General features: G+C 61.8%; 8 protein-coding genes and 1 pseudogene. 3 read left to right on the forward strand and 6 right to left on the reverse strand.

Annotation, left to right across the window (positions count from 1 at the left end; all coding sequences use genetic code 11):
• Positions 1-77 precede the first annotated feature (77 nt).
• The 5 genes and pseudogenes from LOC54_RS10075 to ptsP form a co-directional block, all read right to left on the reverse strand.
• A pseudogene (locus tag LOC54_RS10075) lies at positions 78-590 on the reverse strand (carbohydrate porin).
• A 14-nt stretch (positions 591-604) separates the two neighbouring features.
• A complete protein-coding gene (locus LOC54_RS10080) occupies positions 605-889 on the reverse strand; it encodes a hypothetical protein (RefSeq protein WP_279313686.1) in 285 nt (94 codons plus the stop codon).
• A gap of 68 nt (positions 890-957) precedes the next feature.
• On the reverse strand, positions 958-2,673 hold the full coding sequence (locus LOC54_RS10085) for a fructose-specific PTS transporter subunit EIIC (RefSeq protein WP_279313687.1): 1,716 nt from the start codon (positions 2,671-2,673) through the stop codon (positions 958-960).
• A 67-nt stretch (positions 2,674-2,740) separates the two neighbouring features.
• Positions 2,741-3,682: a 1-phosphofructokinase gene (gene pfkB / locus LOC54_RS10090; protein ID WP_279313688.1), complete on the reverse strand. Its 942-nt coding sequence runs from the start codon at positions 3,680-3,682 to the stop codon at positions 2,741-2,743.
• On the reverse strand, positions 3,682-6,219 hold the full coding sequence (gene ptsP / locus LOC54_RS10095) for a phosphoenolpyruvate--protein phosphotransferase (RefSeq protein ID WP_279313689.1): 2,538 nt from the start codon (positions 6,217-6,219) through the stop codon (positions 3,682-3,684). Before ptsP ends, pfkB begins: the two co-directional genes overlap by 1 nt.
• A gap of 150 nt (positions 6,220-6,369) precedes the next feature.
• Between ptsP and LOC54_RS10100 the strand changes: the two genes are divergently transcribed.
• The 3 genes from LOC54_RS10100 to LOC54_RS10110 are packed head-to-tail and all read left to right on the forward strand — an operon-like array spanning position 6,370 to position 8,807.
• Positions 6,370-7,401 (forward strand): LacI family DNA-binding transcriptional regulator, encoded by a 1,032-nt coding sequence (locus LOC54_RS10100; protein WP_279313690.1) that lies wholly within the window; start codon positions 6,370-6,372, stop codon positions 7,399-7,401.
• Positions 7,398-8,243: a shikimate 5-dehydrogenase gene (locus tag LOC54_RS10105; protein ID WP_279313691.1), complete on the forward strand. Its 846-nt coding sequence runs from the start codon at positions 7,398-7,400 to the stop codon at positions 8,241-8,243. The genes LOC54_RS10100 and LOC54_RS10105 overlap by 4 nt, the downstream gene beginning before the upstream one ends.
• 45 nt (positions 8,244-8,288) lie before the next feature.
• The gene (locus LOC54_RS10110) at positions 8,289-8,807 is read left to right on the forward strand and encodes a hypothetical protein (protein WP_279313692.1); all 519 of its coding nucleotides are present in this window, start codon (positions 8,289-8,291) and stop codon (positions 8,805-8,807) included.
• 419 nt (positions 8,808-9,226) lie between these two features.
• Here the strand turns inward: LOC54_RS10110 and LOC54_RS10115 are convergent.
• Positions 9,227-9,535: integrase core domain-containing protein (locus tag LOC54_RS10115; RefSeq protein WP_279313693.1), on the reverse strand; the 309-nt coding region annotated here is incomplete at its 5' end.

Below are 9,535 nucleotides of genomic sequence, written 5' to 3' on the forward strand. Positions count from 1 at the left end.
TTCATTTGTCAGCAATGGGAAAAAGAACCATCAAGGTTCATACATAATCCGCACCATCAAATCCCGGGACCAAACAGCTAGCCTCCGACGATGTAATGTCCGGGCATCCGGGTCCGGCCGATTTCCGAATCATATCCGGCTTCCCAGGGCACGATCACACCGGTGGCATTACGCGTGCTCAGGCTGAGCCCGTCATCAGTCCGGCGCTTCCGGTCGGGATTGACCTCATAGACGCCGCTGTGAATCCAGGTCCTCTGCGTGACTTTCAGTCTGGCATGAGCCATCCAGCTCGAAGCCGGAAAATAGGTGAAATTACTGTTCTTGAAAACGAATGTCGGATTACCGCAGGCAGAATTCGTCTGGAAGTTGCAGTAGAGCGGAGAGTTGAGGAAGTGAATATTGGCCTAGCTGCGCCCTGCCTCGATACTCAGCCTGTCTTTGAAAAATTTCTGCTCGAACGTCATGATGGCCAGGTGGGTGTTCTGTGTGCCCCATAATTCCTGGACCGAGGTGTTGTTGCCGAGCGCGGAGGCCGAGAGGCTCTCTCCATGCCGGTTTGTCACGGCAAAATGGATGACGCTGCCGTTCATACCGATCAGCTTGTTCAGATCGATATCCGTGCCATGTAGATCTGCCCGGTATAGGCTGCGGCGCGGCGCAGACCTCCGGTGACATTGCCTGCAGCCTCGCCGGTGTAGCTGATGGCAAAAATGACTCCATAATCCGCAAGAGGCTGGAATGAGGGGACCTCATCAGCCTGGTGATCCGGAAGCGTCGGCGGCGGCAGTGAGGCCGGGTCGGTCTCACTGTTATTCTGCGCCATCGCTGTGGACAGGGTAAGGGAAATGGCGCCCGCATAGCAGGCTCCTCTGAGGAGTGGTCTGAACATGGTCTTTTCCCCTCTGCGTGGGATTTGCCTGTTGCTGACAGAAGATGTTTTGAAGGTGAAGGAAGCCTTCAGGCTGCCTGCGGCTTCTTCTTGAGCAGTCCGGCAAGCAGCGCTGTCGTGAACGTTCCTGCAACGATGGCCAGAACATACGCGGCCAGATGCGTGACGGCTCCCGGAATCGGCAGCACGAACACGCCGCCATGCGGCACCTTCAGCTCCACCCCGAAGCCCATGGAGATCGCTCCGGCGACGGCCGATCCGATCATAAAGCACGGGATCACACGGAATGGGTCACGTGCGGCAAACGGAATGGCGCCTTCCGTGATGAAGGCGAGACCAAGCACCGCAGCGGCACTTCCGGCCTCCCGCTCTTCGGCCGTAAACCGGTTGCGGAACAGAAAGGTTGCCAGTGCGATACCGAGCGGGGGAGTCATGCCGGCCACCATGGTTGCCGCCATGGGTGTGCAGACCTGGCTTGCGATCAGCCCCACGGAGAAGGCGTAGCCCGCCTTGTTAACCGGTCCGCCCATATCAAAGGCCGACATCGCGCCCAGGATCAGGCCAAGCAGGATCGCACTGGATCCCTGCATCGAGCGCAGCCATCCGGTCAGAAAGGCCAGGGCGGCGGCCACCGGCGTGCCTACGGCATAGATCATAAGCAGACCCGTGAGCAGCGTTCCCAGCAGAGGCAGGAAGAGAATGGGTTTCAGGCCCTGCAGATTTTTCGGCAGCCGGATCAGCCGGTTCAGCCAGTCAACGCCGTAGCCCGCGATGAATCCCGCCACGATACCGCCCAGAAACCCTGCCCCCAGACTGTTGGCGAGCAGTCCGCCGATCATGCCCGGAGCGATGCCCGGCCGGTCTGCCACGGACCATGCGATATATCCGGCAAGAGCAGGGACGATCAGCACGAACCCGCCCTGTGCACCGATCTGATACAGCGCATGCGCCAGGGTTCCCGCCGCTGAGGCATCCCCTGCGTGAATACCGCCGATGGCGAACGCGATGGCGATGAGAAGGCCACCCGCGACCACGAACGGCAGCATGAACGACACGCCGGTCATCAGGTGCTTGTAGGGACCGGCCCGCTCCTGCTGGGCCGTGGCTGAGGCGGTCGCACCTGACGTGGCTGAGCCGCCGCCCTGTGTCTTCGCCTCCGTAAGGGCGCGGGTGATCAACGCGGCGCCGCCGGTGATAGCCGGTTTGGTATTGCCTGCGAAAACGCGCTTTCCGGCGAACCGGGCACGGTCTACCTCCCGGTCGGCGGCGATCAGGACGATGTCTGCCTGCGCGATCTCATCGGCAGTCAGAGGCGTGCCCGCACCGACGGAGCCCTGGGTCTCGACACGGAGTTCATAGCCGAGCTGACGGGCGCCTTCCTGCAGGCCCTCCGCCGCCATGAAGGTGTGTGCGATGCCCGTCGGGCAGGATGTGACGGCAACGATTTTCGGAACGGAAGTGCTCGCAGGTGCAGCCGCACCCGCACCGACATTGGTGCCGGGCGTTTCACGCAAGGCCCGCGCAGGGTCGGCCAGCACCTCATCAATCGACAGGCGCAGGGCCGCACGCTCCGCAAGGGAACCGTCCTCCGGACCGACGAACAGCAGCGCACCGTCCGCGCCGGGTGCATCGGCGGGCAGCGGCGTGATCGTCCCCTGCCCGGTCCTGACCTCCACCTCAATATCACGGTTTTCGACACGCGCGGCGCGGCGCAGGGCTTCTGCGGCAAGCATGGCCTGAATATCGTTTCCGTCGGCATTGATGACAGCAAAGATTTTTTTCATTTTTCTTCTCTTTTTCTGTCGTTCAGCTCTGTCTGATACGCAGATTTTTATACAGCTTTTCCGTCATTCAGCTGTTACTGAGTTCCGTAATGGTCACGTCCGCTGCCAGACGGCGGAGCGTGTCCTGATCCGGCAGCGCCGGACCGGGAAGGCCAAGCTTTCCGACCGCGAATGCCGTTGCCATCCGGGCCATCTGCTCCGGCCCGGCCCGGCCGGCCAGGGCGGCCGCAAGACCGGCGACCATCGCATCCCCCGCACCCACGGTGCTCGTGATATGCTCCGCCTTAAGACGTGCGATGAATGCGCCCTCCACGGAGAGGAAAAGCGCCCCCTCGCTTCCCATGGAAACGACAACGAGCATGATGCCACGCTCGTTCAACCGGGTGGCGACACGGACGATATCGCTCATCTCCGGAAGGGCCTCACCGCTCCAGTCTGCGAGCTCGTCGCGGTTGGGCTTGATGATATCTGGCAGGACATCGCCATTGAGCGCCGTGGTGAGAGGCGCTCCGCTCGTATCGAGCAGGACCCGCGCCCCTGCGGCTTTCAGCCGTCGCGTCATGGCGGACCAGGCATCCGCCGGACAGCCGGGCGGCAGGCTGCCCGACAGCACCGCCAGCGTGTCGGCTCCCGCGATTGCCTCGGCCCCGGCGGCGATCTCCTCGATCCTCTCTCCCGCGATATGCGGGCCGGTCAGATTGATGTCGGTTGTGCCCTCAGAGTCCACGATCTTGAGATTGACACGCGTCGCCCCGGGGATACGCAGCAGACGGTCCGTGATCCCCTTTTCAGCGAAAAGTGTATCGAAAGAGGCCGTATTTTCCTCTCCGAGCAGACCGTGCACCTCAGGCGTGAGACCATAATCAGCCAGGCAGGACGCGACATTGATGCCTTTGCCGCCCGCATTCTGACGCACCGAGGTCGCACGATGGACCGTTCCGGGAACGAGGTGTTCTACCGTGACGGTCTGATCGATGGCCGGATTGAGGGTGATGGTGATGATCTGCATCAGACGCTCTCCCCCGCAGCCGCGCCGTCAAGGCTGCGGACAGCCGCTGCGCTGTCCATCTCAAGCGCACGCTTTGCCAGCGCCTGCAGGGCGGGCAGATCTGCCGAACGGATGCGTGCCTTGACGGCGGGAATATCCCTCGGCGTCATGGACAGTTCCGTCACGCCAAGCCCTGTCAGCAGAGACGCGCCGAACGGATCTCCTGCAAGACCGCCGCAGACACCGACCCAGCGTCCGTGCCGGGAGGCCCCCTCCACCGTCATGGCGATAAGGCGCAGCACGGCCGGATGCAGGCTGTCCGCCTCGCTCGCCAGTTCCGGATTCTGCCGGTCGATGGCCAGCACATACTGGGTGAGATCGTTGGTGCCGATCGAGAAGAAATCAGCGTATTCAGCCAGCACATGCGCCTGTACCGCAGCGGCGGGCACCTCGATCATGATTCCGACGGGAACCTGCGGCGCGTCCTCTTCCTTGCGGATTTCCTCACAACGCTCGCGCAGGGCCTGGATTTCCGCAACGGAGGTGATCATGGGGAACATGATGGACAGATCACCGCCGGATTTTGCCGCACGATAGAGCGCGCGCAGCTGTGGCTCCAGCAGATCGGGCCGCCGGAGCAGCAGACGTGCGCCGCGCACGCCCAGGAAGGGATTTTCCTCCCGGGGCAGATCGAGATGCGGCACCTGCTTGTCCCCGCCGATATCGAGGGCGCGGACGATCAGAGGACGATCCCCGAGGGCCTCGATCATGGCACGGTAAATCTGCTCCTGCTCCCCCTCTCCCGGGCTTTCGCCCCGCTCCAGAAACAGGAATTCCGTCCGCATAAGGCCGACCCCCTCTCCTCCCTGGGAAAGGGCGAAACCGACCTGATCCGGGCGGTTGACGTTCGCAGCAACGGCAATCTCATGGCCGTCGGATGTGCGGGCGGGCTGGCTGCGCTCAGCCTCCTCCGCCGCTCTTTTTTCCGCGATTGAGGCAATCCAGGCGCGGGCCGACGCGATATCGTCTTCTGAAGGATCGAGCCAGACACGGCCGGTATCGCCATCGACGATGACTGTCGTTCCGGCTGCCGCCGTCAGCAGGTTTGCGCCCCCCGCCACGACCGACGGAAGGCCGAGGGTCCGGGCCAGGATCGCGCTGTGTGAGGTCGGGCCACCCTGGGACGTCGCAATCCCTGCGATACGGCTAGTATCCAGCATGGCGGTATCGGAGGGTGAGAGATCCGCAGCCACGATGATACAGGGCGTGTCCGGCAGGTCTTCCAGGCTTCCGGCTGCCAGATCAGGATCGATCTGGCCCAGCACGCGCCGCCCGATATCGCGCAGATCAGCCGCACGTGCGGCAAGAACCGGGTTCCCCAGGGAGGAAAGCTGTCCGGCCATACGCTCCGTGGCCTGATGCCAGGACCATGCGACCCCGTGCCCTTCCACCATGAGCTGACAGGTGAGCGTGATGAGGTCCGTATCATCCAGCAGCCCCGCCTGGGCCGCAAAGATCGCAGCATCCGATGCCCCGAGGCGGCGGGTCGTATCGTCCACCAGCGCCTTCATCTGCGCGCGGGTCCGCACCAGCGCGTCGTTGAGCTGCGTGCCGCCCGCCGCGAGATCGACCGGCTCATCAGGGACGTCCGGCTCTCCGGAGGCAAGCAGATGCACTTTCCCGATCGCCAGCCCCGGGCTGGCGGCAACACCTGCGATCATGACCGGGCTGCCTGCGGGCTTCCAGCCATTGACCGGCGCGGCCGCTGCAGCGGCCTTTGCTTTTTCTGCAGCGCGGGCGGCATCTGCCTTTTCCCGGACGGTAAGCCCCCTGACCGTGTTCAGGAACTGCTCCAGCGCTGCACGGGCCCCGTCTCCGGCTGCTGAGATCACGACCTCATCCCCGGCTTTCAGGCCAAGCTGCAGCAGGGAGACGAGATTGCGGGGATCGGCACTTTCCGCCCCGTGGCGCACGCGCAGGGCTGAAGTCTGCGCACGCGCGCTTTCCGCCCAGGCGGAGGCCGGACGGGCATGGAGACCGGCCGGATAATCCACCGTCCAAACTTCTTTTTCCGCAAGATCCGCAACCGGCGGCCTGGATGCTGCGGGAGACGGATCCTCATGCAGCGCCGCCGTGATCAGGCTGCTGTCATCGGTGCTGATCAGCTGCGCCAGGCGATCCTCATCCTGGATCAGCCGTGTCAGGCGGCGGAGGATCGACAGATGACTGTCGGAACTGGCTGCGATTCCCACGACAAGATGCGCGATCTGTCCGGGATTCCACTCGATCCCGTCACGAAACTGCAGGACGGTGATCCCGTCGCGGCGGACCAGTCCCTTGTCCTCGCCCAGCCCGTGGGGGATGGCGACGCCGGAGCCGAGATAGGTGTTCGCCACAGCCTCGCGCCGGATCATGCTCTCCTCGTATCCCGCGCCGACGCATCCGGCCGCCACGAGCATCTGCCCGGCCTGGCGGATGGCATCTTCCTTGCTCGTCGCGTGTGCGTCGATCCGTACGGGATTTCCGGTTTTCGGGACTGAAACAGACTCCGGGGACATGACCCTGCACCTTTCGGTTTTTTATTTTTCATACCAGAAAACGTTTTCTGGTACTTTTGTCAATACGTCTCTCCGAACTGGTGAAGTCTCCGTATATGGTGTATCAGAACTGAGATTTTTCCGTTGCGTGGTGAGGATAACGTTTTCCCGATGACCATCGGAATCAAGGATGTCGCCAGAGTCGCGAATGTGTCACCCGCAACGGTCTCCCGCGTGCTTTCGGGAACGGTCGTTGATCCGGCAATGCGTGCACGCGTGCTGGAGGCCGTCAAGTCCACAGGCTACCGCCCCAATCTCTCGGCGCGGCGTCTGCGCTCACGTCACAGCAATACGATCGGGCTGATTGTCGCCGATATCCGCAACCCCTTCTTTACGGCCGTCTCCCGGGCTGTTGAGGATGCAGCCTATGCCCGCGGGCTGCGCGTGATCCTGTGCAATACGGATGAGGATCCGGCGCGGGAGGCCATGTATCTGCGGCTGATGCAGGAAGAGCGCGTCACGGGAGTGATCCTGGCACCGGTCCGGCACACCTCATCGAAAACATCAGATATTCACACCGGATTTCCGATCGTATGTATCGATCGCACCGCACCCTGCATGACACGGGACAGTGTGGTTCTTGATAACGAGGCGATGGCTGCCGCACTTGTCGCGCATCTGCACGAGCGGGGACACAGGCGGATTGCCGGTCTTTTCGGGGCCTCAAGCACCTCCGGCGCGGAACGCAGAGCCGGGTTCGAGCGGGCGGCATCGCAGGCCGGTGTTGCGGTCGAGGCCCTGTCCGTACCGCACGGACCGGGCGAGGCGGACAGCGCCGTTGCGCGCGTGCTGTCAGGGGCCGGCGGACCGCCCTCCGCGCTGGTGACGAGCAACGGGATGATGATGCTCTCCGTGCTCCGCGCCCTGCATGAGCGCGGACTGCGCGTTCCGGAAGATATCGCTGTGGCCGGTTTCGATAATGAGCCGTGGATGGCGCTGGCCGGGGACGGACTGACCGTGATCGAGCAGCCGGTGGAAGAGATCGGCCGGACCGCGATGGCGATGCTCTCAGACAAGCTCGATCACCCTGAAGCGGCCTCGCGCCGGGTGGTTCTGTCGGGCAGGCTGATCGTGCGCGGGTCCAGTTTCATGCCTGGCCATTCAGCAGATTTCAGAATATCAGAAAAGGAGACCGTGAGATGAAACCACCGATAGGTCGGGATACCCGGCTCTGCATGTCCCTCTCCGCACGCCCGGGCAATGCCGGGTCGCGCCTTCATAATCATCTCTATGAGACGCTGGGACTGGATTATGTCTATAAATCCTTCAGCACCAGGGATCTGCCTGCCGCGATCGGCGGCGTGCGGGCGCTCGATATCCGCGGATGCGCGGTCTCCATGCCGTTCAAGGAGGCGGTCATCCCGCTGATCGACCGGATTGAGGACTCAGCCCGCGCCATCGACAGCGTCAACACCATCGTTAATGATGACGGCGTTCTGACCGGATACAACACCGATTATATTGCCGTGCGCGATCTTCTCGTTCGGCACGGTGTCAGCCCGCAGACCCCGTTCATCCTGCGCGGCAGCGGAGGGATGGCGAAAGCCGTCGCGGCCGCCCTGCGGGGACTGGGATTTTCCGAAGGGATTATCGTCTCACGCAACCCCGATACGGGTCGCCCTCTGGCAACGCAGTATGGCTATGAGTGGTCTGCCGAGCTTCCCGAACCGGGTGCGAAGCTTCTGATCAACGTCACGCCCCTCGGTATGGCCGGCCCGGACAGCGAGACCCTGGCGTTTCCCGAAGCCTTCATCAGAGCCTGCGATATCGCGTTTGACGTCGTGGCCCAGCCGGTTCTGACCCCGTTCATCCGGGCAGCACGGGATGCCGGAAAAAAAACCATCTCCGGCGGAGAGGTCATCGTGCTGCAGGCGATCGAACAGTTCGCCCTCTATACCGGTGTGCGGCCCGATGCCGCCGCGATCCGGGCCGCCACCCTGGCCGCACATGGCCCGGATGTGGCCGCGGCTCTGGAGGGAGAATAAAAGCCGGAGTATTGACCCCCGGTATTTTCCGGATACGGTCCGGTCATGTCCGCACGATCGCTTTATATTCTTCTGCCTGCCCTTCTTATTCTGGCCGGCATATGGCCTCAGATTCTTTCTGCCGAAGAACCGGGGCCTGGTTTTTCCTGCTCGGCTGCGAAGACTGTGACCGAAAAGGCCATCTGCGCGGATAAGGAACTGTCCTCCGCAGACAGGGAAATGAACACCCTTTACGCACTGGCCGGTGTCAGTGCCCTGGGTTACGGGCGTTCCAACGAGCTTGAAGCCCAGCGCAGAACTTTGAAGTGGCTCAGCGATTGCGCGACTGTGCGGTCCGGATCCTTAACGGAATGTCTCCGCCTTACCTATAATAGTCGGAATACCGAACTTGCCGCAGCCGTTCTCCTGCGGGCTCCTGATGAGGCTCTGACCGTTCTTCGCAGGACCGATCCGGGTTATGCCGCCCTGATGGAGGCCCTGCAGATGTGGGCTTCCGAACCGCCGGATGCGAACTGGACAGCACCGGAGCGTTCCACAAAAAAACGCGGATTATTGCTCTTCTGAAGCCCCTGACTGACCCGTTTTTCAAAGGCATTACGGATGAGGAATTTCTGGATACCATCCGGTCCACGGATGGTGACGGAATAGCAGTACGCCAGCTGGATGATATCTTTATCTCGGACAGGCATTTTACCAAACTTGCCAGTACATTCGACGAACTTTTAGACAAAGACCGGGTGGCGTCCCACACGATTCCCTGCAGTGCCATCGTTCTGCACCCGACCCTTCTGGATGCCAGCAACTCGCGCTTCGGCTCAAGCCGGGATAATTCCATTGTCTGGAATGATTGTGAGGATACCCTGCCGCCCGCTCCGGCTCTGTCGCATCTTCAGGAAAAAATCTTCAGCACGTGGCCTGAATGCGAAGGAACCATCAGGTATTCAGATTATCGTCAGTTCTCACAGACCGTTACTGCTGTCAGATTAGGTGTTTAGTCCCGGGATTTGATGGGTTGGATTTATGATGAATTTTTCTGGCTCTGAAGTCCAGATTTTGCAGACGTATTCGTAAGGGGTAAGGCCACTGAGGGTCTTGAGTCTTCGCCCGAAATTATAGGCTGCCATGAAGTCGTTGAGGTGTGTCCTCAACTGCTCATGACTGTCGTAATGGAAGCGTTTGACGGTTGCTTCCTTGATTGTCCGGTTCATCCGCTCGACCTGACCGTTCGTCCAGGGATGATTGGGTTTCGTCAGACGATGTTCGATCTCGTGAGCCTCGCAGATCATGTCGAA

It is taken from the genome of Acetobacter sp. AN02 (genome assembly GCF_029759835.1).
GTDB lineage: Bacteria > Pseudomonadota > Alphaproteobacteria > Acetobacterales > Acetobacteraceae > Acetobacter.